Here is a 23,584-nt window from a genome sequence, read left to right on the forward strand (position 1 = left end):
CCTTTACGCGCGCTGCGCGTAGTTGGTCTCAACCCACTTGCGGTATTCGCCCGACGCCACTTCGTCGACCCACTCCTGATTGTCCAGGTACCACCGCACCGTCTTTGCCAGACCCGTCTCGAACGTCTCAGCCGGCTTCCAGCCCAGCTCGCGCTCCAGCTTGCGCGCGTCAATCGCGTAACGGCGGTCATGACCCGGACGATCCGTCACATAGGTGATCTGATCGCGGTACGAGCCAGCCGCCTTGGGCCGCTGTTCGTCGAGGAGGTCGCACAGCGTATGCACGACTTCGAGGTTCTTCTTCTCGTTCCAGCCGCCAACGTTGTACGTCTCTCCGGGCACGCCGCGCGCGAGGACTTCGCGAATCGCGCTGCAGTGGTCGCACACAAATAGCCAGTCGCGCACATTCTGACCGTCGCCATACACCGGCAGCGGCTTGCCAGCCAGCGCGTTGGCGATCATTAGCGGAACCAGCTTCTCGGGGAACTGGTACGGGCCGTAGTTATTCGAGCAATTCGTCGTCAGCGTCGGCAGGCCGTACGTATGGTGATACGCGCGAACGAGATGGTCGGAACCGGCCTTGGTCGCGGAATACGGGCTGTTCGGCGCGTACGGCGTGGTTTCCGAAAACTGCGGATCCGTTGCGGACAGCGAACCAAACACCTCGTCAGTCGAGACGTGCAGCAAGCGGAAGGCCGCCTTGTCCGCGTCGCTCAGCGTGTTCCAGTACGAGCGCGTTGCTTCGAGCAGCGTAAACGTGCCGACCACGTTGGTCTGAACGAAATCAGCCGGGCCATGAATCGAGCGGTCGACGTGGCTCTCGGCCGCAAAGTGCAGCACGGCCCGCGGCTTGTGCTGCGCGAACAGCGCGTCGAGCGCGGCCCGATCGCAGATATCGGCACGCGCAAAGACATGCTTCGGGTTGTCCTGCTGCGACTTGAGCGTACGCAGGTTGCCCGCGTAGGTCAGCTTGTCGAGGTTGAGGACCGATTCGTCCGAGGCATTCAGCCAGTCAAGCACGAAATTAGCGCCGATAAAACCGGCGCCGCCCGTTACCAGGATCATGGAACTCCCTTCTAGATGTACGTGGTCGATGTGACCCGGCTTGTCGTTCCGGTCACTCGCATGTGGTTGTTCGTGGCGCTCGTGATCGCCTTACACCGCGCCCTGAATTATAGGGGACGCATCCAATCGTTATTTTATGAATCCTCGATTATAAAGCGGCAGTGGCCAAAAACTAGAATCCTAACAACTTGAAACAGCTTGACAAGGTTCGTTTCCATCCCCATCGAAGGCTGGAATTTTCTCTCCTGCCTTCAATGGAACCTGAAACCACCACACACCCCATAAAAAACAGATAATTCTAATTTTAACAATCGAACAAGAACCATAACGCTATACGTTCTAAATTTTTGAAATTTTTCACCTATCAATTGCGAAGAAGCCAGGAACATCTCGCTCTTGCCCTCCCCTACCTCATTCCTGTCACTTGATCCGCGGCAAACGGCCAGGTCAAGGTCTGTCAAACCAGCTCTTGAGCGCAACCATCGATCCGTACGCAAAGCGTCAACAATTCCCGTCGTGTCTCAATGCCACCTGCCAAACCGGCTATCATGGCGCGGTGCAATATGCACTGCCCGCCCGTGTCCACGCTACTGCTCACAGATGATTGTTTCCTTCCTCCATCCGTCGTCGCCCCCCCTCGCTTTCGGCGACCTTCAAGGTTGCCGCACCCAATTCCAGGAATTGCTGGCGAAAGCCGCGCCGTCGGATGAAACTCCCTTGTGGTTTGCAGGCGATGTCGTCAACCGTGGCGCCGAATCGCTCGCCACCCTGCGCGATCTCATCGGGCTTGGAAGTCGCGCCGTCACAGTCCTCGGCAACCACGACCTGCATCTGTTGTCGGTATCCGCTGGCATCCGCAAATCGAAAAAGGGCGACACGATCGACGATATCCTCGCCGCGCCCGATGCCGCTGACCTTCTCGAGTGGGTTCGCCATCGTCCGATCGCGCATTTCGAAAACAACATGTTGCTCGTCCACGCTGGCGTACTTCCGCAGTGGGACATAGCGCTCACGATGGAACTGGCCGAGGATCTGCAACGCGCGCTGCGCGCCGCAACGTGGAAAGAGACGCTCGCAGGCCTGTACGGCAACCAGCCAAATCGCTGGACGTCAAACCTGAAGGGTATCGATCGCCTGCGTCTGACATGCACCGCGCTTACGCGGATGCGCTTTTGCAATGTGGATGGAGAAATGGATTTCACGTCGAGTGGCGGCCTAGAGTCAGCCCCGCCGGGCTATATGCCGTGGTTCGACGTACCGCATCGGGAAACAGCCGATGCGACCGTAGTCTTCGGTCACTGGGCCGCACTCGGTCTGATGGTCCGCGACAACGTGATCGGACTCGATTCCGGCTGCGTCTGGGGCAACCAGCTTTCCGCCGTTCGCCTCACAAGCGCGCCCGGTGAGCGGACCATCACTCAGGTGGACTGTTCCGCGTGCCGGGAAACCGGGGCATAGCACGAACGTGACGCCTTTTATTCGCCTCTGATGACGGCGAAACGAAGTCTTCGCATTCGCGAAGTGCTTGCGCCAATCGCCCATCCAAGGCGTCACGGGCGCCCGAGCTAAGCCTCAAGCATCCAGCGCAGCGTATCGATAAACTCGATCGGCTCGACGTGCGGCACAAGCGCACGTAATTTCGTCGCCGATCCCGCAAGCACCTTCACGTCGCTCTGCCGCACGAACGCGGGATTAACTCGAACCTCGATTTCATGCCCGGTCAACTCGCTCGCCATGCGAAGAATCTGCCCAAGAGAATACGGGCGACCGGTACAGACATTCACCGTTTCGCCCGCCGCTGCAGATTCCAGCAACGCCTCATACACTCCTGCCACATACCGCACATCCGAAAAGTCGCGGGCGACATCGATATTGCCCAACGAAATCGTCGGCTCGTGCCGAACGAAATGGTCCACGATCTTCGGCACCAGAAAGTTCAGCGCCTGCCCCCTGCCGGTATAGTTGAACGGTCGCGCGATCAGGATCGGCAGGCGATCAAACCAGGTTCGGACCAGCGATTCCATCGCGGCCTTGCTGGCCGCGTAGTGATTGACAGGGGCGGCCGGGAAAGTCTCATCGATCGCATCGCTCTCCGTATTCCCGTACACATTCGCGCTGCTTGCGACGAGAATCTTGCGGGGCGTGTGACCAACGTCAGCGCAGGCCTGGAGTAGGTTGAGCGTACCAAGAACGTTGACACGGTAAAACGCGAGGGCATCGTCGTGACCAACAAAACTGATGGCGGCAAGGTGGACGATGTAGGACGGCCGGCAAGCGTCGATCACCTGACGACACTGCTCAAGAGAAGTGATATCCAGTGCGGGAGACCCGGATGCCTCAGCCGCTCGGCCTGCGGAGACACCGGTAACTATTTCGTGACCGGCCGCAACCAGCTTCTCGACCAGATACGAACCCGTAAAGCCACTCGCTCCCGTGACAAGCGTGCGGGTCACACGCTCAGAATGATGATCCAACTTCATTCCTCCTGAGATCTGCATCCACCATCATCTTGCATAGCGACTCAAGGGAAGTACCAGGTACCCAGCCGAGCGTCGTCCGCGCTTTTGACGCGTCTCCAATCAGAAGATCGACTTCGGCAGGCCGATAAAATTTCGGGTTCACGCGAACAAGAACTCGCCCGCTTCCTGCTTCGGCACCCACCTGTTGCTCGCCTTGCCCCTGCCATTCGATGTCAATGCCAGCACCCTTGAACGACATGCTGACAAAATCGCGCACTGTTTCTGTGCGGTTGGTCGCAAGCACGAACGTGTCAGGCTCGTTCGCCTGCAACATGCGCCACATGCCTTCGACGTACTCCTTCGCGAAGCCCCAATCTCGTTTCGCGTCGAGATTGCCTAGTTCGAGTACGTCCTGCTTGCCGAGTTTGATCTTCGCCACTGCGTCGGTGATCTTTCGCGTGACAAATTCCCGGCCCCGCAACGGGGACTCATGGTTGAACAAAATACCGCTGGATCCAAAGATGCCGAACGACTCGCGGTAGTTCACGGTCATCCAGTGCGCATAGAGCTTTGCAACCCCATAAGGACTACGCGGGTAAAACGGGGTCGACTCCGTTTGCGGGATTGCCTGCACCTTTCCAAACATCTCAGACGTCGATGCCTGGTAAAACCGGATCGACCGATCGAGGACGCGAATGGCCTCCAGCAGATTGACGGCGCCCACTCCTGTGATTTCCGCCGTCGTGACAGGCTGGTCAAACGACACGCCTACGAAGCTCTGCGCAGCGAGGTTGTAGATCTCGCGGGGCTTGGCTTGCTGTACGAGGCGTATCGTTGAACCGAAATCGGTCAGGTCATGCTCGATCAGATGCAGATTTGGATGGTTCAACACTCCCAGTTCTTCCATACGCCAAAAATTGACAGAGCTTGTCCTTCTGTAGGAGCCATACACCGTATAACCTTTCTCAAGCAACAATTGGGAAAGGTAAGCACCGTCCTGGCCTGAAACGCCTGTGATCACTGCGCTTGTCAATTGAAGTCCCCTTCTATGAGAAAATTGGACCATGAGCACCTGGTTTTGAACGGGATATCCAGACACGCTATAACCGAACGGACGCCATTCAAGTCAGGTGAGGGCAAAAGCAGCACAGGCAAACCCGCTTATGCGCTGGCACATCCGGCTCACGCCGCCAGCGCAACTTGCCGGCGGCCCAATTACCTTTGGCCATATTACGGGCGTTCACCGCGTATAGAAAACACAGAAACAAATTCTGACAGTTCAAGGCACTCGCAGAACTGCGGCGAAACCTGTCGTGACACGAAACATCGTCAATTTAGACGGTTCACGCTTTGCCGATGTGTTAGGTCAACGCGATGGTGGTGCCGAGAATGCCCGGTGAGTCCCACATGTCGCTTGGAGCCCAGGGGGCACCGCAGTGTGGCGCAGCAGGCAACGCACCTCTGTGCGCGCCAGCATAATTCATCGCGCGACAAGTTTTCGACTCTGCCGCCTTCGGTTCAATCTCGCTAGACCCGGCAAGGCTACATCACTGTCTCTGTGCGACAGTGACGCCTGCGTCTGCCGAGGCAGCATCACACTCGGCCGGAACCGTCGTTGCAACCGGCATGTCTTGCGGCGAACGCACCGCCCCGCCCTGCAACGCGCCCAACGCAGCCCTCACCACCCCCTCAGCCTCAGCCGCCAGCAATCGCCGGTCAGCCCCAGGCGCGAGCGGCGCACCGACATACACATGCGCCGTCAGCGCTCCACCGCGCAGCATCGCATCGAGCGAATCGCCGAGCGTCAGGTCATCGATATAAGCCGGCGTCGTCGACTGCCGCCCGTCTGCGTCTTCGTACATGATGCAGATCGGCTGCACAGGCCGCGAAGCCGACACGGGCGCCTGAAACAGGTTCGCGTGAAACGGCAGCAGCGACAGCCCGTTAGACGTCGTGCCTTCCGGAAACACGCACATCAGTTCGCCGGCATTCAGACGGTCGGCGAGTTCATGCATGATCCGCTTCGCGTCGCTGCGCTTCTCGCGATGGATGAACACCGTACCCAGTTGCTCCGCAAGCCAGCCGACCACCGGCCAGTTGCGGATCTCGGCCTTCGATACGAATGGCGTCGGGCGCCACGCATTGATCACGTAGATATCGATCCACGAGATGTGGTTACTCACCACCAGCACGCCAGCATCGAGCCGCACGTCGTCGTTGTGCACGACAAGGCGCATGCCGCACAGGCGCAGCATCTTGAGGGACCACGCGCGGCTGAGTTTCAGCCGTTCGTCAGCCGACGCGCGCGGAAAACGTGTCGCGACGGTCCACATGCCGTGCAGCAGATGCGCGACGAGTCTGGCTTTGCGAAACGCGAGCTTCATGGTGGGCGCTTTCCGTTCCTGTGTCTCTGTCCGTTGTCGCTTCAACGCTGCTCGAAAGCGACGTGGCCCGCGACGATCGTCGCGCGCACACGCGCCGGCAATTCGTAGCCGAGGAACGGCGTGTTGTGCCCCTGGCTCTTCAGCGCGCGCGGCTCGACGCGCCAGTGTCCACTCGCATCGAACACACACAGATCCGCAGCCTCGCCAACCGCGATGCGTCCCGCCGGCAGCTTCAGCACGTCGGCAGGCGCAGCCGTGATGCGCTTCAACGCCTTCGCGAGCGGCACGTTGGCCTCGCTCGCCCACTTCACCGTCAGCGACAGGAACAGTTCGAGTCCGGTCGCGCCTGGCGTCGCTTCGGCGAACGGCAGCAGCTTTTCATCGTCATCGACGGGCGTGTGGTCGGAGCAGATCGCGTCGATCGTGCCGTCTACGAGGCCCGCGCGGATCGCTTCGCGATCGCGCTGCGAGCGCAGCGGCGGATCGAGCCGGAACTGCGAATCGAAGTAACCAATATCGACGTCGATCAGATGCACGTGGTTCACTGTCACATCGCACGTGACGGGCAGCCCCTCGGCCTTCGCCGCGCGCATCAACTCGACGCCCGCCGCCGACGACACATGCGACAGGTGCACACGCGCCCCCGTCACACGGACCAGTTCGAAAATCGTATGCAGCGCGATCGTTTCCGCCGACACCGGCACGCCGGAGAGCCCCAGCCGTGAAGCCAGCGCGCCGCTCGCGGCGACCCCGCCCTTCCCGAGATACGCATCCAGCGGACGCAGCCATACGGTGTAGCCATACGTGCTCGCATATTGCAGCGCGCGCATCAGCACCTGCGTATCGACCACCGGCACATCGGCCTGCGAAAAACCGATGCAGCCGGCCTCCGTCAGCTCGACCATCTCGGTGATCGTCGTGCCCTTCAGGCCGACCGTCAGCGCGCCCAGCGGATAAACATGCGCCTGGTTCAGATTGCGCGCGCGATATTTGAGCATCTCGACGAGACCCGGCTCATCGAGCACGGGATCGGTATCCGGCGGACACACGAGACTCGTCACGCCGCCCGCGAGCGCCGCAGCCATTTCGGATTCGAGCGTCGCCTTGTGCTCGTAGCCCGGTTCGCGCAGCCGCGCTGACAGGTCGACCAGGCCCGGCGCAATCGAGAGCCCTTTGGCGTCGATCGTCTTCGCTGCCTGAAAATCCGCCGGTGCGCGGCCGAGCGCGACGATCTTGCCCGCCGCGATAAATACGTCCTGCAGCTGTTCGGTACCCGCTACCGGATCGATCAGCGTGCCGCCTTGAATATGAATATTCATCCGCTACCTTTGTCTGCGTTGCGTGTCGCGTGCCTGGTTGGGGTAAGGGACCGTCGCTCAGTCGTTGTTGCCCGCGACGATGCTCATCACCGCCATGCGCACCGCGATGCCGAAGGTCACCTGGTTCAGGATCACCGACTGCGGTCCGTCCGCCACCTGCGAATCGATCTCGACACCGCGGTTCATCGGCCCCGGATGCATCACAATCGCATCGGGCTTCGCGCGCGCGAGACGCTCGGGCGTGAGGCCCCAGCTCTTGAAGTACTCCTGCGCCGACGGTAGCAGCGCGCCGCTCATCCGCTCATTCTGCAGACGCAGCATGATGATCACGTCGACGTCTTTCAGGCCTTCGTCGAGGTTGTGGAACACCCGCACGCCCATTTGCTCGAGCCCGCCCGGCAACAGCGTGCGAGGACCGATCGCGCGCACTTCAGGCACGCCGAGCGTGGTCAGCGCGTGAATGTCCGAACGCGCAACACGCGAATGAAGGATGTCGCCGACGATCGCCACGCGCAGATTCGTGAAATCGCGCTTGTAATGGCGGATCGTGTACATGTCGAGCAGACCCTGCGTCGGGTGCGCATGACGGCCGTCACCGGCATTGATCACGTGCACGTGCGGCGCGCAGTGTTCGGCGATCAGATACGGTGCGCCACTCGACGCGTGCCGCACGACGAACATGTCGGCATGCATCGCGGAGAGGTTGTTGATCGTATCGAGCAGCGATTCGCCCTTGCTCGTCGACGAGGCGTTGATGTTCAGATTGATGACATCGGCCGACAGGCGCTTCGCGGCGATTTCGAACGTGGTGCGTGTGCGCGTCGAGTTCTCGAAAAACAGGTTGAACACCGACTTGCCGCGCAGGAGCGGCACCTTCTTCACCTCGCGGTCCGTCACGCTGACGAACTGTCCGGCGGTATCGAGAATGTGATTGACGATCGCGCGCGGCAGGCCTTCGATCGTCAGCAGATGTTTGAGCTCGCCGTTCTTCGTGAGCTGCGGATTGCCCTTCAGGAAGCCGTAACGGAACCGGTCCGCGGCGGCGCTGCTGTCGGTGGAACCCTGGGTGGTGTTCATGGCGTACCTGACTTAAGACGTGTGCTTCGAACGTATGCTTCGCTCCGGACTGCCCGATTCCGCCAATCGGACGTGGCGACTCTCGTTCGTAGCAGGTCCGGAAGTCCTGGATGCTATCCGCGCCCGGCGATGCTCAATCCGCGCGCGCTTCGGTGTGAAACGTGAACCGCTCCTTGCCGCCTTCTCCCGCTTCGCGGGCGAGGACGAGCGTTGCGTCGGCCGGTATGTCGACCATGCCGCCCACGAAGCGCGCCGCCACCGGCAATTCGCGCCCGCCGCGATCGGCTAGCACCGCCAGCTCGACCGACGCCGGGCGTCCATAGTCGTACAACTCGTTCAGCGCGGCGCGCACGGTGCGGCCGGTGTACAGCACGTCGTCGACGAGCACGATCCTGCGGCCTTCAACTTCGAATGGCAGCGATGTCGGACTCGCCTGCGTGTGCAGGCCTTTCTTCGCGTAGTCGTCGCGATGCAGCGCGACATTGACGACGCCGAAACTCGCCACATTCAGGTCGTGTGCAAGCCGCTCAGCAAGCCAGGCGCCGCCGCTATAGATGCCAGCCAGCACCGCGCCATCCGCACCGCCGAACCCGGCGCCGTATGCCGCACGAATCTGCTCGAGGACGGCGCGATACAGCGCCTCGGCGTCAATGGAACTCATGGTCGTCGGAAAGTCCGTCTAGATATTGCTGGAGGATGACGCTGGCGGCTTCGGCGTCGAGCATGTCGGCGCGGCCGGTGCCGGCGCGGATACCCGCCTTGGCCTCGACCGACGAATAGCGCTCGTCGACCCACGTCACCGGCAGATTGAAGCGACCATTCAACTGGTTGCCGAAGCGTTTGGCCAGTTGGGTCATTTCATGTGGCGTGCCGTCCGGATGCATCGGCAGGCCGACGACGAGCGCGTCCGGCTTCCATTCGCCGATCAGTTTGCCGACCGTTTCGAAGCGATATTCGCGGCTGCGATTCTGCACCACGACAAGGGGCCGCGCGCTCTTCGTGAGCGTATTACCCACTGCGACACCGATACGTTTTTCACCATAGTCGAACGCAAGCAGCGTTACCTCACGTCCGGCCGCACCGCTCATGCGTGACCTGCTTCGCCCGAAAGCATCGACAGGTTGATGCCGAGCAGCCCAAGTGCCGCTTCGAACCGCTCTTCAGCGGGCACGTCGAAGACGATTTTCGGGTCGGCCTCGACGGTGAGCCAGCCGTTCTTCGAAATCTCTTCCTCGAGCTGTCCGGCGCCCCACCCGGCGTGGCCGAGCGTGAGCAGGAAGCGCTCGGGACCGTTGCCGCTGGCGACAGCCTCGAGCACGTCTTTCGATGTGGTCATCTCCAGCCCGCCCGGCACCGACATCGACGACGTGTACGAACTGCCGCCTTTCGGATCGTGCAGCACAAAGCCGCGCTCGGTTTGCACCGGGCCGCCGAAGTACACGGGAACATGCAGAAGGGGTTCGATCTCGAGCTTGAGATCGATGCGATTGAAGAGCGCTTCCAGGTCGATATCGGTTGGCCGGTTGATCACGAGGCCGAGCGCGCCGCGCTCACTGTGATCGCAAAGGTAGACCACCGTTCCTGAAAACGTGGGATCCACCATGTTCGGCATGGCGATCAGGAACTGGTTGGTCAGATTGATGCGATCGGTACTCTTGGACATAGTTCGAATTTTAGCAAAGACGGTGCAGGATGGCGGGCTTTGAGCATACGCGCATGGGCGCGGGTATGGATTCGCGGGGCGCCGTCGACGGCATTCATACTGCACTCTATCACGCGCTTACAGGTCGCCGATGTGACGTGTTCCGCAAGGGCTCGCGGCGCGTCGGACAGCAGGATTCGCGCCCGCCCGCAGTTTCGCGAAGGACGTTGTACGCGGCGGCCCAAGGGCGGCGTCGAGGAATGCGCTGATACGGCTGGCTCCATGGCAGTCAGTCAGGCCGCACCTGGCTTCGACGCGGGCGAAACGCCACCCTGCTCGATCGCGTGGATCAACGCGGCGAGCGCGGCGCTGCCGTCCGGCGGCGCGACGCCCGCTGCGATCTTGTGCAGCATCGCGCGCAGCGCCTCGGCGGCATGGTCAAGCGAACGGGCGGGCGGCGCGTCGACGATGGTGCGCGAGCGCACCGCTGGCGTCGATACACCCGCGTGCGCGCGACGGCGCCATGCGAGCCCCAGCGCATCCGCCAGCATCGCCACGTGGCCGAGGCCGAGCGCCCAGGCGGCCGCGCCAAGGCGATAGGCGGCGTCGCCCGCCTGCAGCGCAGCGCCAGGGTCGACCTTCTCGGGGTTGTCGGCAAGGCGGGCGTGCTCGGACAGCGCGGCAATCGACGCGTCCGCCGTCTGCAGAAAATCCTCATACGCATTCGCGTTGACGGTAAGCACGCCGAGTTCGCGTGCCGCAGGGTCGCGCACGGCAACGACTTCAGCCTGCGCGGCCTGCTCCTCCCACAACGCCTCCGATGCCTGCGTGCCTGCAATGTGCCAGTCGACAGTCAGCCCGTAGTCATGCAGCAACTCGACCTCGTCGGCATCTTCGGCCGCCGCGCCGAATAGCGCGAGGTCGCGCCAGACCATCGCCAGCGTCGCTCGAACCAGCGAACGCGGCGCGAGCGACGTTCCGCGTGCATGATCGGCCAGCACAAGGTTGCAGCGCGCGTAGAAACGGCGCGCGTCCCTATCCCCCAGCGCATGGCCACCGGCACGCAACGTACGTGCGCAGGCAGCGGCAAGCCGCCAGAAGTCATAGGGATCGGGACCGGCGACTTCAGCCAGACAGGCGTCCAGTTCGTCGAGAGAAGCGCCGGTTTGCGGCGACATGGTGCCATTGCCCGTGTGCTGACGCAGCACGGGGAGCAGCGCCCGTTCATAGCGGGCGCGCAGATGCGCCAGTTTGTGTGCCGGCTGCGCATGCATGGTGACGGGTGGGATCGGACGACCCGCCAGAGCCAGGTCTTCAAACGCGACGCTGTAGCCCGGCGTATGCCGCGCCACTTGCTGGTTGAGCACGCGATAGTGCTCAAAGAGCGTCGGCGAACACGAAAGCTCGTGAAGGTTGTGCCGCTCGACTGCGGCACGGAAATCGTGCAGTGCGCCAGCCAGAGACGCCCGCGCCGCGCCATCATGCGAAGCGTCGCGCTGCGCCAGCGATGACACAAGGGCGAGCGTATCCGCAAACCGGTGCGTCGCCAGCCAGCCCGCCTCATGGAACGCATGCGCCGCGCGCAGAAACAGTGCGGTGGCGTCGCCGTGCTGGAGAAGCGCCTGCTGTGCATCGGCCAGCCATGCTTCGGCGCCGCGAACCGCTCCGCCGCGTGGGTTGGGCAAGGCCTCGAAAGGATCGATCGTAGCGGGTCGAAGGGTCATGGACTAACGAGAGAAACGCTTGCGAGCCGCAGCGCGGCAGACGGCGCGCCCTGCGTGTCTGCCCGCGACGGTACGATGAACACTACCCTTGCGACACGGCGAAAACGCCGACGTTCCGAAGCAGCCCCCGGCGGCAACCATATCGCCCGCCGCGTGGATGCGCATATCCAGCGCGGAGCGACGGGCGAACCGGTCAGATCTGGACCATCTCGAAGTCTTCCTTGCGGGCGCCGCATTCAGGGCAGGTCCAGTTGATCGGGACCTCTTCCCAGCGCGTCCCCGGCGCGATTCCTTCATCTGGCAAACCGGCTTCTTCGTCGTAAATCCAGCCGCAGATCAGGCACATCCAGCTTCTATATTCCATTCTTATGCCGCGTCGAAAAGTCCAAAAAGTCCGTCGAATCAGGTCCATGATGGTACCGTGTTGCCGCCACACTGCCTAGCAATCCAGGCAAGGCGCAAGCGCGGAATACGCACAATTCGACCCGATCTGTGGGTCAAGCCTCGCGGCGGTGCAAAAAAAACGCCCCGGCACCGGAATAGGCCGCATAATTGAGGCGACCGCAGACCTCGTGCCTGCCACTCTCCAGCCCCACTTCAGCCAGCGATTTTCATGCCCAGCGACAGCCCTCCGATCGTCCTCACCTTCGGCCTTTCCGATCCAACCGGAGGCTCCGGCATCCAGGCGGACCTGATGACTCTCGCCAGCATGGGTTGCCACGGTGTCTCCGTGCTGACCGGCTACACCGTGCGCGATTCAGCGAGCTGCGACGAAGTCACCGGGCTCGACCCCGAGGTCGTCGCTACTCAGGCGCGGATGCTGCTCGAAGACATGCCGGTCGCCGCTTTCAAGATCGGCGCCGCGACGCGCGCCGAGGTAGTGAGCGCAATCGCCGAAGTGGTCGCTGACTACGACGATATCCCGCTGATCCTCGCACCTGACTTCACGCTCGATGACGAACACGTGCTGGCCGCCGACGAACTGCGCGAAGCTATCGCCGATCTGCTTGCACCGCAAACCACCTTGCTCGTCGCCGACCACGCGACACTGCTTGCGCTCGCCCAGCCGGACGGCGACGCCGAAGCGCCGAGTCTCGACGCGGCGATTTCCCATCTGCTGTCGCAAGGTTGCGAATACATCCTGTCGACGGAAACCGGCACGCACCGGCTCGTCAACACCTTGTTCAGCGAAGACGGCCAGTTACGGCAGGACATGTGGGATCGCGGCCCGAACCGGATCATGGGCATCACCGATACGCTGGGTGCAGCCATCGCGGCGCTGCTCGCTAATGGGCAGGATCCGGCCGAAGCAGTACGTGAGGCGCAGGAGTATCTCTATCAGGCGACGCGCAGTGCATTTCGTCCGGGTATGGGCGCGTATATGCCTGATCGTTTCTTCTGGGCGCGCAGCAGCGAAGACGAAGAGACTCCGCTCGCGGGTGGCAAGGACGCGCCGCCGGACGAAGCCCGTCACTGAACGTTGCAGCGCATCGGGCTGGTCTGTCGCTGCAATTCGCTGGAGCTACAGCAGTGTGGCGGGCGCCAGAGCGCTCGGCTGCCTGCTGGCTCTCACGCCGACTCCAGGCAACGCCCCCTTCCAGATCGACAGCGACACCTGTCACCGGCCTCCTGCCAAACATCAGTTTTTTTATTTTTTCGTATAGAAAACGTTTGCTAAAGTCAATACATATATATAGCAGGTACATTACAGTCGTAATTAAGCGTTACATCCACCACCTATATGAAACGGTAGAATTTGCAAATCGTATTTCGGCCGCCCGGCATTGAGGCATTCCATTCTCCGGAGAGAGGAAAACCAAGACTCGGGCGGCCATCTGAAACACAGATTTTTCAAACGTTAGCGGGACGGATCTTTGCTGCGGTGGGAGGCCCACGAGGCCCTACATCGCACTGAAATGACAACATGCCCCGTCACCGCGCAAGAAACCGCCAAGGAGTGCAACGTGGATCAGTCTCCGCGCTTCGTGCAGCGTTTTGCCGACAAAACATCAAGCCAGGACCGCACATCATTGTTTCAGCAAAAGCCAGTCACCGTCTGGCTCACGGGCTTGTCGGGAGCCGGCAAGTCGACGATTGCGTTCGAACTCGAACGACAGCTCGTGAACCTTGACCACGCCTGTTACGTCCTGGACGGCGACAACGTCCGTCACGGTCTGACTTCCGATCTCGGCTTCCGCCCCGAGGATCGCCACGAAAATATCCGAAGGATCGCCCACGTCGCGCAGATGATGAACGACGCAGGTCTTATCGTTATCTCGGCGCTCATTTCGCCGACGCGCGACGATCGGGCAATGGCACGCGAGATTATCGGGCAAGACCGGTTTATGGAAACGTGGCTTTCAGCATCGCTCGAGAGCTGCGCCCGCCGGGACCCGAAGGGTCTCTATGCCCGGGCTCGAGCCGGCGAGATCGAGTCTTTCACTGGTGTGTCAGCTCCCTATGAGCCGCCGACGGCCGCGGATTTGGTCGTTGAAACCGATGTGCTAGATGTATCGGCGAGTGTCAATCTTATCTTTGAGCATCTGTGCGACAAGTGTCTGATGGAGACCGACCGATTGAGGCTCCAGAAGATGGCGAGTTGAGATAGCTGGGTCCAAACGGAGACCTCCTGGCGGTTGACGTTTGAACAACGGCTCTCGAGTCTTAAGCTTGTGCGGTTTAATCCACTGTTTTTGGAGGAACGCTCTTGATGCACGTTCTCCGCACTCGCTTCGAAGTGAACAAAGAACAGAGTACTGGCAGATTTGACGCGTTTTGATATAACCACTGCAAAATGAAAGATCCCCTCTACTATCTTCATATACCAAAGACCGGGGGTACCTCTTTTATCTCCTTTCTGGACAACCAGTTTGATCAGGATGAGATTTGCCCCGCGCAACTACTTCCGGGATTATTCGAGATTCCAGATCAATCGCTGCGTAACTATAGCTTTTTTCGTGGACATCTGTGGTACGGATTGAGTTCGTACATAAAGCGGAATCTGACCTATATTACGATGCTAAGAGATCCGGTACAACGGACGATTTCATGGTATTCACATGTCAAACGCGATGAAAACGCCTATCGTCACCGTCGCGTAGTTGACGAGAACTGGTCGCTTCTGGATTTTGTCCAGGATAGCGAAACAAACTGGGACATGACGAATGCCCAGACGTTATTTTTTGCTGTTGATCTCGATTACTCCAGACTCGCACTTGACCCTGTCGGCTACGGAACGGAGACGGTCAAGCAGTACGCACAACGCGCCGATGATCGCGCCTTGCTGGATATAGCAAAGAAAAGACTCGAAGAAGCTGCGTTCTTCGGCATCACTGAGCGCATGCAGAACTCCATGAACCTTTTATCCTATCGGATGGGGTTTTATCCGGATTTTTCGGCGCCAACATTAAATACCTCACTCAATAGACCTCTCGACAATGAGATTTCGGCTGAGACGATCGCCGCCATCAATAGAATCACCACCCTGGATCAGGAACTATACGAATGGGCTTGCGGGATTTTCGAGCAACGCTTAAGCGAGATGGTGAAATCGCTTCTTGTCTCACGCTATGAATCAAGCAGCGAAAATCAGGATGTACAGTGGCTCGGGCCATTGCCCGTCGAAAGCCGCAAGCTCTTCTGTGTAGAGATCGTCAAGGCACCATCTGAAATCGGACTGTCTACGAAATTTCAGGTTGCGGCGGCGGTAACCAACAACTCTGGTCGCACGATAGCCAGCCGCAATTTAAATCCAGTCAATATTTCCTACCACTGGATAGAGAAATCCACGGGATCGGTTGCTATTTTTGACGGTGAGCGCACCGTTATGTCGAAGAGACTACCTGTTGGAGAAAGGACGGGGGTCTCTGTTTCTGTGGAATCACCTGCGAGGGCCGGTCAATACGTCCTAAGGATGACGATTGTTCAAGAGGGAGTAGCATGGTTCGATGAACCGGGAGTTGACGTGTTCTCAGACGTCGAAATCGTTGTACAGTGAAAGGTGAACTCACCGGTAATCAGATGTAGATAACAAAAAACCCGCATCGCTGCCCAGCCCTTCACTTAACGTGTTGATGGGATGCCAAGCGGGGCAAGGCTGATTGAAGGGCGCAGACCAAAATCTGCGCCCTTTTTTATACCTTTCGGCGTAAAAGCCCTGAGAGAAGTACAGGATTTCAAGGGCGGTGACGACCGCGTGCCAGCCCACGGGGCATGGGCGAGGCTTTCATGTTTTTGGGGCTGGTAAGGCGCCAACCGTACCGTTTTTAACCGTTTGCGCAGATGTCGTTCGGGAAAGCCGTTCAGAAGAGCTGCGCGTAGGCGTTCAAATCAAGACAGCGGTATCCGGCCTTCTCGAGACCGGGTGTCTCTTTCTTGGAAAATGTCGGCGAAAACAGCACCTTTTCGACTTCCCAGCCGGTGAGCTTACGGCCCTCCACGGTCGACATGAATCCCGCTATGTGATTCTCGAAGGCGGCCAGCGCTCCGCTGTCGTGCGCGCCGGCATTTCGTTTGCAGGAGCCGAACCGTACACGTTTGTCCTCGCTGTTCAATGCCACGACGTCAATCTCGATAAGTCGGTCGATTGAACGAGCGCGGTTCCAGAAGCCCACCTCTATGGAAGTGATGGGAAAGTCGCCCTTGCCCTTTCTTGAACACTCGACGTGCAGCTGCCGGACGAGCTTCTCAAACGCGAAACCCTCGAGCGTTTCGCTACGAGGTTTTGCCTTTTCCAGCACCCGCTCGCGAGGCTGCATTCGCGCCGCGTCCCGCGCCGGCCGGACAACCGCAATCCATGCCTGCAAGAAGTTATCGGTCACGTAGTATCGGGCGTTGCGGCTGCCACTGTCCGAGAACACAGGATGGCGCCGGTCAATCACCCCGTAGTTGTCGACCAGCTTCTTGAGCTGTGCACCCAATGAACGGCCGGTGTCGGCCGGCGACTGCATGCTCGCTACGAGTTCGTTGTGGCCGGTGCCCGGATGGTCTGCCACGAAGTGCAGGATGGAGAGCAATTGTCCTTTCATCTCGCGCAGGAACGACGTGTCCGCTTCTTCCGAGAGCGGGCTGCCTTCGTTCAGGAACAGGCGGACAAGGAGCTCGTTGCGCAACTGGTCGGAGGAAGCATCGAAAAGCCCTTGTCCGTAGGCATCTCTGTAGAACTTCGGTACGCCCTCAAAGTAGGTCCACAAGAGGAGCCACTGGTACGGGTCCTCCAGGCCATGGTCGCTGTACACGGTAAGCAGGTCTTCGAAATCCCAGTGGTCGAGACGAAAGGAGTGGGTCAGTCTGCCGTACAGCGGAGCCGCCCTATCGTCGAGCAGAGCGCTCATCTCGGATTGCAATGAGCCCAGCACGAAGAGGCCGCCGCTCTTCGATTCACGCAGGACGTCTACCTCGGCCTGCAGGAACGAGTTGAACGCGGCAAGCTGTGGAGAAGTGAAATACTGGAATTCGTCGAGAACTACGATGATGCCGGCGCGGTTCATCGTGGCGATTGCGCGCGCCATCGACGCGAAGTCGTGCACGTCATTTGCCAGTGCCTGGACGGTATTCGAAAGACTGTCTTGCAGCGCGCGCCGGAACTGGCTGGCGACATCTATCTGGTCGGAGTCTGGAATCTGCACGTAGAAGAGGCGCTCGACAAGCGCTTCCTCGTCGCGCGCCAGTTCGCGCAGCAGCGTCGTCTTGCCAATGCGTCGGCGGCCCTGAATTCGGCAGAAGAACCATCGAGGCTGCTCAAGCAGCCCGCGCAATTGGTCCAGCGTGCTGCGCCGTCCGTAAAAACGCCAATCCGCCATACTACCCTTGATAAGTTAGCGTACTAAATTGTACGCTAATCCTTCAATCTCAGCAAGTCTTTGAATTTAAACGGTAAACCAGAGTCGGCTCGTGTCCACCAAGGCAGCATTGGCCGCATGGTGTGCGATTGTGCGGTCTCATTCAGTTCGCCGCTGACGTCTTCAAAATAGCGTACTTCCTGGTACGCTATTTGTTATTGGCATATATGCTATTGATTTAGCTATGAAAAATTCGCAATCCCGGGTGGCGGAGCTTCCTCCGCAAGCAGGACAAAGCCTGCCAATGATGGTTGGCACCGAGGAGGTTTGGTCCCGGACGGGCAGTCGAAGGAAGGCGTGGCAGCAGCCGTTTGCGATGAGCGGGCGGGCCGGCTTTGACGACGGCACTTGCTTCTGACAGGTGCTCGCCCTCGTGTCGTCGCACACGAAGAATTTGTCGGCGGCTTAGGCGGCAGGGCGGGAGATTCTGGCTTGGCGCCAGCAGTAGAAAATTCTTCGGACAAGATAATGCCCCGGAAGCCTATGGCTCACGGGGCATCGTAGGGAATCACAGCTACTTCATCAACACGCTAAGTGAAGGGCTGGGCATCGCTGCGGGTTTTTTGTTTTCGAGAAGCGCTCCATTACGGAGCGCTCCCAACATGCATTTCGGCTTGAGCCGGAATTACATGTCCATGCCCATGCCGCCCATGCCGCCGGGCATGCCGCCACCCATCGGTGCATCTTCCTTCGGCAGTTCGCAGACGGCAGCGTCAGTCGTCAGCAGGAGACCCGCGACCGAAGCTGCGTTTTGCAGCGCCGTGCGCGTCACCTTCGTCGGATCCACAACGCCTGCGTCGACCAGGTCGACATACTCGCCGGTTGCTGCGTTGTAGCCATAGTTGCCCTTGCCTGCTGCAACTGCTGCCACCACGACGCTGGCTTCTTCACCGCCGTTCGTGACGATCTGGCGCAGCGGTTCTTCCATTGCGCGCAGAACGATCTTGATACCTGCGTCCTGATCGGCGTTATCGCCCTTCAGGCCAGCGATTGCCGCGCGTGCGCGGATCAGCGCGACACCGCCACCAGCAACGATGCCTTCCTCCACAGCTGCGCGCGTTGCGTGCAGTGCGTCTTCGACACGTGCCTTCTTTTCCTTCATTTCGATTTCGGTCGCAGCGCCGACCTTGATCACTGCAACGCCGCCAGCCAGCTTGGCCACGCGCTCCTGCAGCTTTTCACGGTCGTAGTCCGACGTTGCTTCTTCGATCTGGGTGCGCACCTGCTTCACACGCGCTTCGATAGTCGCAGCTTCGCCAGCGCCGTCGATGATCGTCGTGTTTTCCTTGCCCACTTCGATACGCTTCGCTTGACCCAGTTCGGCCAGCGTTGCCTTTTCGAGCGTCAGGCCGGTTTCTTCAGCGATGACCTGGCCACCCGTCAGGATAGCGATGTCTTCGAGCATGGCCTTGCGACGGTCGCCGAAGCCAGGAGCCTTGACAGCAACGGTCTTCAGGATGCCGCGGATGTTGTTGACTACCAGCGTAGCCAGCGCTTCGCCTTCGACGTCTTCAGCGATGATCAGCAGCGGACGGCCAGCCTTTGCGACTTGCTCGAGCACCGGCAGCAGATCACGGATGTTCGACACCTTCTTGTCGTGCAGCAGCACGAACGGGTTTTCGAGCACAGCAACCTGCTTGTCCGGGTTGTTGATGAAGTACGGCGACAGGTAGCCGCGGTCGAACTGCATACCTTCGACGACGTCGAGTTCATCTTGCAGCGACTTGCCGTCTTCAACGGTGATGACGCCTTCCTTGCCGACCTTGTCCATCGCTTCAGCGATGCGGTCACCGATCGACGAATCGCTGTTCGCGGAGATCGCGCCAACCTGGGCGATTTCCTTGTTCGTCGTGCACGGCTTGCTGATCTTGCGCAGTTCTTCGATGGCTGCGGTGACAGCCTTGTCGATGCCGCGCTTCAGGTCCATCGGGTTCATGCCCGATGCGACGTACTTCATGCCTTCGCGGACGATCGACTGTGCGAGGACCGTTGCGGTCGTCGTGCCGTCGCCTGCGTTGTCGCTGGTCTTGGAAGCGACTTCCTTGACCATTTGTGCGCCCATGTTCTGGAGCTTGTCTTTCAGCTCGATTTCCTTCGCGACCGACACACCGTCCTTGGTGACCGTCGGGCCGCCGAAGCTGCGCTCGAGCACCACGTTGCGGCCCTTCGGACCCAGCGTGACCTTCACAGCGTTCGCGAGGATGTTCACGCCTTCAACCATCTTGGCACGGGCGGAATCACCGAATACGACGTCTTTAGCTGCCATCTTCTAACTCCTTGAATTCTCTGGGATATAACCGGGGCGGCGAATTACTTCTGCACCACGGCCATGATGTCTTCTTCGCGCATCACGAGCAGTTCGTTGCCGTCGACCTTGACGGTCTGGCCAGCGTACTTACCGAACAGGACGCGATCGCCGACCTTCACGTCGAGGGCGATCTGGGCACCCTTGTCGTCACGCTTGCCCGGGCCGACAGCAAGGATTTCGCCTTGATCCGGCTTTTCCGCTGCGGCTTCGGGGATCACGATGCCCGACGCGGTCTTGGTTTCTTGATCCAGACGCTTGACGATCACGCGATCATGCAAAGGACGAAGGTTCATACATACTCCTCTCTTGATTGAGACTGAAGAACGCTGAGAAAACCCGGCTGGCGTGGCCAACCGGAAATGTTGTTAGCACTCTCGTGCAGTGAGTGCTAATTATATGGACGGGTGGTGACAAATTCAAGAAGCGGTGCAATGAGTCTCGTCGAGATTCACTTAGCGGTGAACCTTGATCGTCAACGCTCAGACTTCGCGCCGAAGTAAAGGTCGCCAAAATATGCATTTTTCACTTTAAAATCATATATTTAGATTTTACACCGACACCCCTTTGGATCCCAGTCTGGACGATCTGCCGCCCCACATCCTGGATGCGGCGCACGACGCAACCGGTGCCGAAGTTCGCCATACCAGGGAAATCCCCATCGTTGCGATTGACCGGGAATGCTCGCGGACGCGCGTCCTTCCGGTGAGTGCCAGTCACCGCACCACCCAGGGATTGCGCGAAGCGCGGGCTGTGGTCTGACTCCCGGCCGGTGGCGGCGCGCGGGCGGGAATCCCGGATCTGACGCGAAGCGGCGGGACAGTTCGTCATCGTCGATGCCCCTGGTCCGAGGCGCACTCTATAACAAAATTTGACAGTTTCGCCATTTACGAGATGTTATTGTCGATCACGACGGCGCGCGCTAGAGCTGCCATCAGCGCAACGCATCGCGTCAAGCTCGCACCTTCGGCAAGCGACGCGCACTAGCGGTTGCTCTGACAGAAGCAACAGCGTCGCCGTCAGGAAATGCCAATGGAGTCTGCAACCGCAGTGCTCTTCGATCTTCGTGAAGCAGTTCGCATTCACGCTCAACATATACGGTGATTGTCATGGGAATTCTGGATACGGTAGGTGAGATCGCAGGTGCGGTTGCGGCAGTCGAAGCAACGGAGAAGGTCGATCCAGATGCTTCGCTCCTGACGAAAGGCCTTGCAGCGGTTGCCGGATTTAAAGGCGCTGGTGCGCTCGAATCGCTGGTAGAAAAGAAAGAGGACGAAAAGAAAGAAGAAGAAAGCGGCGCGCAAGATACGGACGATGCCACGCCCCAAGCCTGACTTTTAATCGACCCCGGGCTGGTCGCCTGTCAAGCGACTGGCCCCTGACATCGCTTCGTCGGAAGCGCCCCCCTTTTGCCCCCGTTTGCCGCTCAATGATCCGCCGCGGTCGCCGCGAATATCGTCGCGTAGTACGCGCGGCGCTGCTGCAAATGCGAACCGAACGCGAAGCCGCGGGCCAGCATGTCGTCCATGTCTGCGCGGGCGATCTTCATCAGTGTCTCAGAGAAACCTCGGCTTTCAGGCTGCCTTCAGGCCGGGGAGGTAAGGAGACGGTTTTGACGTTGCTTCCGTGCTCCAATTAACGCACATATCCATGGTATTGTGTGAAGAATGGACATCAAGCGTGCATACCGATTCCGGTTCTATCCGACGCCCGGGCAGGCAGTGATTCTTGCCCGGACGTTTGGATGCGCGCGCTTCGCCTATAACCACATGCTCCGGCAACGCACCGATGCGTGGTATGGGCGACAGGAACGCATGGGTTATCACGAGACCTCCGCGGCGTTGACGGCGCTCAAAAAGACCGAAGAGCACGCCTGGCTGAACGAAGTGAGTTCGGTTCCGGTGCAGCAGGCGCTTCGGCACCTGCAAACCGCGTTCGCCAACTTTTCGCCAGGCGTGCGAAGTACCCCACTTTCAGGCGCAAGGATGGCCCGCAGTCGGCCGAATACACCACGAGCGCTTTCAGGTGGGACGGCGCCGCGCTCAGGCTGGCGAAGATGGATGCGCCGCTCGCGATCCGCTGGTCACGCACGATCCCCAGGGGCGCGAAGGTAACGACGGTCACCGTGTCGAAGGACACGGCGGGCCGATACCACGTCTCAATGCTTTGCGACGAAGTGGTGAGCGCGCGCCCGGTCGCCGCAGGAAAGATCGGCGTCGACCTGGGGCTTACCCATTTCGCCATTCTGTCGACGGGCGAGAAGATTGCTGCGCCGAATGTGTTCCGCAAGAACGAGGAGAAACTCGCGAAGCTGCAACGGCGCCTCGCGAAGAAGCAAAAGGGCTCGGCCAATCGCAGGAAGGCGAAGCTCAAAGTCGCACGCATGCATGCCAGGACGGCAGACGCCCGCAGGGACTTCCTGCACAAACTTTCGACCCGGTTGATCAACGAAAACCAGGTGATCGCCATCGAAAGCCCGTCCGTCAGGAACATGCAGAAGAACCGTTGCCTGTCGAAGTCGATCAGCGATGCGAGCTGGTCCGAGTTCACACGGCAACTGGAGTACAAGGCGCGGTGGTATGGGCGCACGCTGATCGGTATCGACCGCTGGTATCCATCCAGCAAGCGATGCAGCGATTGCGGGCATACCGTGGCCAGGATGCCGCTGAATATGCGCGAATGGACGTGCCCTGAATGCGGAGCAGTCCACGATCGCGACGTCAACGCTGCGCGTAATGTTCTGGCCGCCGGACTGGCGGTGTCAGCCCATGGAGAAAGCGTAAGTCCCATGTCTCTTTGAGATGATGTTGGGTTGCATTCTTTGAAGTGGGAATCCCCTTCCTTCAGGTAGGGGAGTGTCAACACGCTCTTACGTTCGCTTCGAGCAGATCGCCCATCCCGATCCGCTTCGCGAACTCGATCCGCACGCGCTCCGAGACTCAAGTACTTCCTTCGCGCCATCGCCGACGACGTCGATCACCGAGCGCATCGGGCGCATGCCTTTTTGCAGTCCGACGATGCGCACCACTTCGTCCGCCACCGCTTTCGGGTCCACGTCGGGCGGAGTCAGCGCCGTCAGACGCGCGCCGATCTGGTCCATTACCCCGTCGTAGCGCGAATAGGCTTCGGCGGTCGCCGTATCGGCGGGCTTGCCGGCGCTCGGGAAGTGGTCGGTGCCGCTCGTGAAGGCGCCCGGCACGACAATCGACGTCTCTACGCCAAAGCGCGCCAGTTCGTACGACAACGTCACGGCCAGCGAATCCATCGCCGCCTTGGCCGCACCATACGGGCCCATGAACGGAGGGAAGCCGCCCCTGGTCGTCGTGCTGCTGATCCACAGCACGAGGCCCGACTCCTGCTGGCGCATGTAGGGCAGCACCGCGCGGTTCACGCGTTGCGCGCCGAACAGATTGGTGTCGAACACCTTCACCATCTCTTCAGGCGCGAACGCTTCGGACGGACCGACAACAAGGTCCCGCGTTCTGCATCACGACGTCGATGCGGCCTTGTTCACGCACGATCGTCGCAGAGGCGGCGTCCGCGGATGCCTGCGAAAGGACATCGAGTTCAAGCGGATACAACTGGATGTCCTTTTGCGCGGCGAGTGCGCGAAGGTCGTCGGCGCGCGCCTTGTTGCGGTCTTCGACATCGCGCATCGTCGCGTAGACGATGTGCCCGGCTTCGGCGAGCGCCTGCGCGCTCAACCTGCCGATGCCCGTACCCGCGCCAGTGACCAGGACGACTGATTTCACGTTGGTTCTCCGATTTC

At 60.1% G+C, this 23,584-nt stretch carries 21 protein-coding genes and 2 pseudogenes; 7 read left to right on the forward strand and 16 right to left on the reverse strand.

Features of this window, described 5'->3' with window-relative positions; all coding sequences use genetic code 11:
• Nucleotides 1–3: 3 nt before the first annotated feature.
• Nucleotides 4–1,065, reverse strand: a complete 1,062-nt coding sequence (gene rfbB, locus B0G77_RS02300) for a dTDP-glucose 4,6-dehydratase (protein WP_133660668.1) — start codon at nt 1,063–1,065, stop codon at nt 4–6.
• Between the two features lie 600 nt (nt 1,066–1,665).
• On the opposite strand from rfbB, the gene B0G77_RS02305 reads away from it, so the two are divergent.
• Complete coding sequence (locus B0G77_RS02305; RefSeq protein WP_133660669.1) at nt 1,666–2,523, forward strand: symmetrical bis(5'-nucleosyl)-tetraphosphatase; 858 nt, start codon at nt 1,666–1,668, stop codon at nt 2,521–2,523.
• Nucleotides 2,524–2,630: 107 nt separating this feature from the next.
• Here the strand turns inward: B0G77_RS02305 and B0G77_RS02310 are convergent, their stop codons facing one another.
• The 10 genes from B0G77_RS02310 to B0G77_RS02355 form a co-directional block, all read right to left on the reverse strand.
• On the reverse strand, nt 2,631–3,563 hold the full coding sequence (locus tag B0G77_RS02310; protein WP_133660670.1) for a GDP-mannose 4,6-dehydratase: 933 nt from the start codon (nt 3,561–3,563) through the stop codon (nt 2,631–2,633).
• The gene (gene gmd, locus B0G77_RS02315; protein WP_133660671.1) at nt 3,523–4,590 is read right to left on the reverse strand and encodes a GDP-mannose 4,6-dehydratase; all 1,068 of its coding nucleotides are present in this window, start codon (nt 4,588–4,590) and stop codon (nt 3,523–3,525) included. The genes B0G77_RS02310 and gmd overlap by 41 nt, the downstream gene beginning before the upstream one ends.
• 481 nt (nt 4,591–5,071) lie before the next feature.
• The gene (locus B0G77_RS02320; RefSeq protein ID WP_133660672.1) at nt 5,072–5,908 is read right to left on the reverse strand and encodes a lysophospholipid acyltransferase family protein; all 837 of its coding nucleotides are present in this window, start codon (nt 5,906–5,908) and stop codon (nt 5,072–5,074) included.
• Nucleotides 5,909–5,949: 41 nt separating this feature from the next.
• Nucleotides 5,950–7,227, reverse strand: coding sequence for a dihydroorotase (locus B0G77_RS02325; RefSeq protein WP_133660673.1), 1,278 nt, complete (start codon nt 7,225–7,227; stop codon nt 5,950–5,952).
• A gap of 57 nt (nt 7,228–7,284) precedes the next feature.
• Nucleotides 7,285–8,304, reverse strand: coding sequence for an aspartate carbamoyltransferase catalytic subunit (locus B0G77_RS02330; RefSeq protein WP_133660674.1), 1,020 nt, complete (start codon nt 8,302–8,304; stop codon nt 7,285–7,287).
• A 133-nt stretch (nt 8,305–8,437) separates the two neighbouring features.
• A complete protein-coding gene (gene pyrR / locus B0G77_RS02335) occupies nt 8,438–8,965 on the reverse strand; it encodes a bifunctional pyr operon transcriptional regulator/uracil phosphoribosyltransferase PyrR (RefSeq protein ID WP_133660675.1) in 528 nt (175 codons plus the stop codon).
• Nucleotides 8,952–9,392 carry a Holliday junction resolvase RuvX gene (ruvX, locus tag B0G77_RS02340; RefSeq protein WP_133660676.1) on the reverse strand — a complete coding sequence of 147 codons (441 nt, stop codon included), beginning with the start codon at nt 9,390–9,392 and terminating at the stop codon, nt 8,952–8,954. Before ruvX ends, pyrR begins: the two co-directional genes overlap by 14 nt.
• Nucleotides 9,389–9,967, reverse strand: a complete 579-nt coding sequence (locus B0G77_RS02345; RefSeq protein ID WP_133660677.1) for a YqgE/AlgH family protein — start codon at nt 9,965–9,967, stop codon at nt 9,389–9,391. Before B0G77_RS02345 ends, ruvX begins: the two co-directional genes overlap by 4 nt.
• A 272-nt stretch (nt 9,968–10,239) precedes the next feature.
• Nucleotides 10,240–11,670, reverse strand: a complete 1,431-nt coding sequence (locus tag B0G77_RS02350; RefSeq protein WP_133660678.1) for a hypothetical protein — start codon at nt 11,668–11,670, stop codon at nt 10,240–10,242.
• Between the two features lie 193 nt (nt 11,671–11,863).
• Nucleotides 11,864–12,034 carry a rubredoxin gene (locus B0G77_RS02355; protein ID WP_133660679.1) on the reverse strand — a complete coding sequence of 57 codons (171 nt, stop codon included), beginning with the start codon at nt 12,032–12,034 and terminating at the stop codon, nt 11,864–11,866.
• A gap of 249 nt (nt 12,035–12,283) precedes the next feature.
• Here B0G77_RS02355 and B0G77_RS02360 point away from each other — a divergent pair, with 249 nt between their 5' ends.
• The 3 genes from B0G77_RS02360 to B0G77_RS02370 all read left to right on the forward strand — a co-directional run bounded on the left by B0G77_RS02360 (nt 12,284) and on the right by B0G77_RS02370 (nt 15,667).
• Nucleotides 12,284–13,147, forward strand: a complete 864-nt coding sequence (locus B0G77_RS02360; protein ID WP_133660680.1) for a hydroxymethylpyrimidine/phosphomethylpyrimidine kinase — start codon at nt 12,284–12,286, stop codon at nt 13,145–13,147.
• Between the two features lie 487 nt (nt 13,148–13,634).
• Nucleotides 13,635–14,273: an adenylyl-sulfate kinase gene (gene cysC, locus B0G77_RS02365; RefSeq protein ID WP_133660681.1), complete on the forward strand. Its 639-nt coding sequence runs from the start codon at nt 13,635–13,637 to the stop codon at nt 14,271–14,273.
• Nucleotides 14,274–14,464: 191 nt separating this feature from the next.
• Nucleotides 14,465–15,667: a sulfotransferase family 2 domain-containing protein gene (locus tag B0G77_RS02370; protein WP_133660682.1), complete on the forward strand. Its 1,203-nt coding sequence runs from the start codon at nt 14,465–14,467 to the stop codon at nt 15,665–15,667.
• 304 nt (nt 15,668–15,971) lie between these two features.
• On the opposite strand, the gene B0G77_RS02375 is transcribed toward B0G77_RS02370, so the two are convergent.
• The 3 genes from B0G77_RS02375 to groES form a co-directional block, all read right to left on the reverse strand.
• Entirely contained in the window at nt 15,972–17,471 is a 1,500-nt protein-coding gene (locus B0G77_RS02375) for an ATP-binding protein (RefSeq protein WP_133660683.1), read from the reverse strand.
• 664 nt (nt 17,472–18,135) lie between these two features.
• Nucleotides 18,136–19,776 (reverse strand): chaperonin GroEL, encoded by a 1,641-nt coding sequence (gene groL / locus B0G77_RS02380; protein WP_133660684.1) that lies wholly within the window; start codon nt 19,774–19,776, stop codon nt 18,136–18,138.
• 44 nt (nt 19,777–19,820) lie between these two features.
• Nucleotides 19,821–20,111 carry a co-chaperone GroES gene (gene groES, locus B0G77_RS02385; protein WP_007178996.1) on the reverse strand — a complete coding sequence of 97 codons (291 nt, stop codon included), beginning with the start codon at nt 20,109–20,111 and terminating at the stop codon, nt 19,821–19,823.
• Nucleotides 20,112–20,924: 813 nt separating this feature from the next.
• On the opposite strand from groES, the gene B0G77_RS02390 reads away from it, so the two are divergent.
• Nucleotides 20,925–21,149 carry a hypothetical protein gene (locus B0G77_RS02390; protein ID WP_133660685.1) on the forward strand — a complete coding sequence of 75 codons (225 nt, stop codon included), beginning with the start codon at nt 20,925–20,927 and terminating at the stop codon, nt 21,147–21,149.
• A 92-nt stretch (nt 21,150–21,241) separates the two neighbouring features.
• On the opposite strand, the gene B0G77_RS45210 is transcribed toward B0G77_RS02390, so the two are convergent.
• On the reverse strand, nt 21,242–21,364 hold the full coding sequence (locus B0G77_RS45210) for a hypothetical protein (protein ID WP_279571263.1): 123 nt from the start codon (nt 21,362–21,364) through the stop codon (nt 21,242–21,244).
• Nucleotides 21,365–21,482: 118 nt separating this feature from the next.
• On the opposite strand from B0G77_RS45210, the pseudogene B0G77_RS44050 reads away from it, so the two are divergent.
• Together B0G77_RS44050 and B0G77_RS02395 are read left to right on the forward strand one after the other, a co-directional pair.
• Nucleotides 21,483–21,560 (forward strand): annotated as a pseudogene (locus tag B0G77_RS44050) (helix-turn-helix domain-containing protein); the annotation flags it as partial.
• Between the two features lie 47 nt (nt 21,561–21,607).
• Nucleotides 21,608–22,615, forward strand: coding sequence for a transposase (locus B0G77_RS02395; RefSeq protein WP_243750902.1), 1,008 nt, complete (start codon nt 21,608–21,610; stop codon nt 22,613–22,615).
• A gap of 58 nt (nt 22,616–22,673) precedes the next feature.
• On the opposite strand, the pseudogene B0G77_RS02400 reads toward B0G77_RS02395, so the two are convergent.
• Nucleotides 22,674–23,567: pseudogene (locus B0G77_RS02400) on the reverse strand (SDR family NAD(P)-dependent oxidoreductase).
• Nucleotides 23,568–23,584 lie beyond the last annotated feature (17 nt).

This window comes from Paraburkholderia sp. BL10I2N1 (assembly GCF_004361815.1).
Lineage (GTDB): Bacteria > Pseudomonadota > Gammaproteobacteria > Burkholderiales > Burkholderiaceae > Paraburkholderia.

Excerpts from the sequence above, each read along its gene's own strand:
- rfbB (WP_133660668.1), bottom strand. The coding sequence starts at position 1,065 with ATGATCCTGGTAACGGGCGGCGCCGGTTTTATCGGCGCTAATTTCGTG.
- B0G77_RS02305 (WP_133660669.1), top strand. The coding sequence starts at position 1,666 with ATGATTGTTTCCTTCCTCCATCCGTCGTCGCCCCCCCTCGCTTTCGGC.
- B0G77_RS02310 (WP_133660670.1), bottom strand. The coding sequence starts at position 3,563 with ATGCAGATCTCAGGAGGAATGAAGTTGGATCATCATTCTGAGCGTGTG.
- gmd (WP_133660671.1), bottom strand. The coding sequence starts at position 4,590 with ATGGTCCAATTTTCTCATAGAAGGGGACTTCAATTGACAAGCGCAGTG.
- B0G77_RS02320 (WP_133660672.1), bottom strand. The coding sequence starts at position 5,908 with ATGAAGCTCGCGTTTCGCAAAGCCAGACTCGTCGCGCATCTGCTGCAC.
- B0G77_RS02325 (WP_133660673.1), bottom strand. The coding sequence starts at position 7,227 with ATGAATATTCATATTCAAGGCGGCACGCTGATCGATCCGGTAGCGGGT.
- B0G77_RS02330 (WP_133660674.1), bottom strand. The coding sequence starts at position 8,304 with ATGAACACCACCCAGGGTTCCACCGACAGCAGCGCCGCCGCGGACCGG.
- pyrR (WP_133660675.1), bottom strand. The coding sequence starts at position 8,965 with ATGAGTTCCATTGACGCCGAGGCGCTGTATCGCGCCGTCCTCGAGCAG.
- ruvX (WP_133660676.1), bottom strand. The coding sequence starts at position 9,392 with ATGAGCGGTGCGGCCGGACGTGAGGTAACGCTGCTTGCGTTCGACTAT.
- B0G77_RS02345 (WP_133660677.1), bottom strand. The coding sequence starts at position 9,967 with ATGTCCAAGAGTACCGATCGCATCAATCTGACCAACCAGTTCCTGATC.
- B0G77_RS02350 (WP_133660678.1), bottom strand. The coding sequence starts at position 11,670 with ATGACCCTTCGACCCGCTACGATCGATCCTTTCGAGGCCTTGCCCAAC.
- B0G77_RS02355 (WP_133660679.1), bottom strand. The coding sequence starts at position 12,034 with ATGGAATATAGAAGCTGGATGTGCCTGATCTGCGGCTGGATTTACGAC.
- B0G77_RS02360 (WP_133660680.1), top strand. The coding sequence starts at position 12,284 with ATGCCCAGCGACAGCCCTCCGATCGTCCTCACCTTCGGCCTTTCCGAT.
- B0G77_RS02370 (WP_133660682.1), top strand. The coding sequence starts at position 14,465 with ATGAAAGATCCCCTCTACTATCTTCATATACCAAAGACCGGGGGTACC.
- B0G77_RS02375 (WP_133660683.1), bottom strand. The coding sequence starts at position 17,471 with ATGGCGGATTGGCGTTTTTACGGACGGCGCAGCACGCTGGACCAATTG.
- groL (WP_133660684.1), bottom strand. The coding sequence starts at position 19,776 with ATGGCAGCTAAAGACGTCGTATTCGGTGATTCCGCCCGTGCCAAGATG.
- groES (WP_007178996.1), bottom strand. The coding sequence starts at position 20,111 with ATGAACCTTCGTCCTTTGCATGATCGCGTGATCGTCAAGCGTCTGGAT.
- B0G77_RS02390 (WP_133660685.1), top strand. The coding sequence starts at position 20,925 with ATGGGAATTCTGGATACGGTAGGTGAGATCGCAGGTGCGGTTGCGGCA.
- B0G77_RS45210 (WP_279571263.1), bottom strand. The coding sequence starts at position 21,364 with ATGAAGATCGCCCGCGCAGACATGGACGACATGCTGGCCCGCGGCTTC.